The sequence below is a fragment of the Streptomyces sp. NPDC056527 genome (genome assembly GCF_042794475.1).
Classification (GTDB): Bacteria; Actinomycetota; Actinomycetes; order Streptomycetales; family Streptomycetaceae; genus Streptomyces.
Genome location: NZ_JBHTTQ010000239.1, coordinates 1 through 1259, shown reverse-complemented (window position 1 = coordinate 1259; position 1259 = coordinate 1). Strand labels below are relative to the sequence as shown.

Here is a 1259-nt window from a genome sequence, read left to right as displayed (position 1 = left end):
GTTCCGGCATGTGGCCGGAACCGCCCCACGCGCTTGTGTCGGGGATACTGGTAGGCGCAGACGTAGAGGGAAAGGCCACACATCGTGACTGAGATCGAGATCGGGCGCGGCAAGCGCGGCCGCAGGGCGTACGCGTTCGACGACATCGCCGTCGTACCGAGCCGGCGCACCCGGGACCCGAAGGAGGTCTCGATCGCCTGGCAGATCGACGCCTACCGCTTCGAGCTCCCCTTCCTGGCCGCCCCCATGGACTCGGTCGTATCGCCGCAGACCGCGATCCGCATCGGCGAGCTCGGCGGCCTCGGCGTGCTGAACCTCGAGGGTCTGTGGACCCGGTACGAGGACCCGCAGCCGCTGCTCGACGAGATCGCCGAGATGGACGAGGCGACCGCGACGCGCCGTCTGCAGGAGATCTACGCCGCCCCGATCAAGGAAGAGCTGATCGGGCAGCGCATCAAGGAGGTGCGCGACTCGGGCGTGGTCACCGCCGCCGCGCTCTCCCCGCAGCGCACCGCGCAGTTCTCGAAGGCCGTCGTCGACGCCGGCGTGGACATCTTCGTCATCCGCGGCACCACGGTCTCCGCCGAGCACGTCTCCGGCGCGTCCGAGCCGCTGAACCTCAAGCAGTTCATCTACGAGCTCGACGTCCCGGTCATCGTCGGCGGCTGCGCCACGTACACCGCGGCCCTGCACCTGATGCGCACCGGCGCCGCGGGTGTCCTGGTCGGCTTCGGCGGCGGCGCGGCGCACACCACGCGCAACGTGCTCGGCATCCAGGTCCCGATGGCGACCGCGGTCGCCGACGTGGCCGCGGCCCGCCGCGACTACATGGACGAGTCGGGTGGCCGGTACGTCCACGTCATCGCCGACGGCGGTGTGGGCTGGTCGGGCGACCTGCCCAAGGCGATCGCCTGCGGCGCCGACTCGGTCATGATCGGCTCCCCGCTGGCCCGTGCCACGGACGCGCCCGGCAAGGGCCACCACTGGGGCATGGAGGCCGTCCACGAGGACGTGCCGCGCGGCAAGCTGGTCGACCTGGGCATCGTCGGCACGACCGAGGAGATCCTCACCGGTCCGTCGCACACCCCGGACGGCTCGATGAACTTCTTCGGCGCCCTGCGCCGCGCGATGGCGACGACGGGCTACAGCGAGCTCAAGGAGTTCCAGCGCGTCGAGGTCACGGTCGCGGACGCGCAGCACAAGCGCTGACGTTCTTCCGTCAGGTACGCAGAGGGGCCCCGCACCAGCCGGTGCGGGGC

At 71.1% G+C, this 1259-nt stretch carries 1 protein-coding gene; it reads left to right on the top strand.

Annotation, left to right across the window (positions count from 1 at the left end):
* The first annotated feature begins 84 nt into the window (after nt 1-84).
* Nucleotides 85-1209, top strand: coding sequence for a GuaB3 family IMP dehydrogenase-related protein (locus tag ACFQ7Q_RS38160; protein ID WP_383563878.1), 1125 nt, complete (start codon nt 85-87; stop codon nt 1207-1209).
* Nucleotides 1210-1259: the final 50 nt, after the last annotated feature.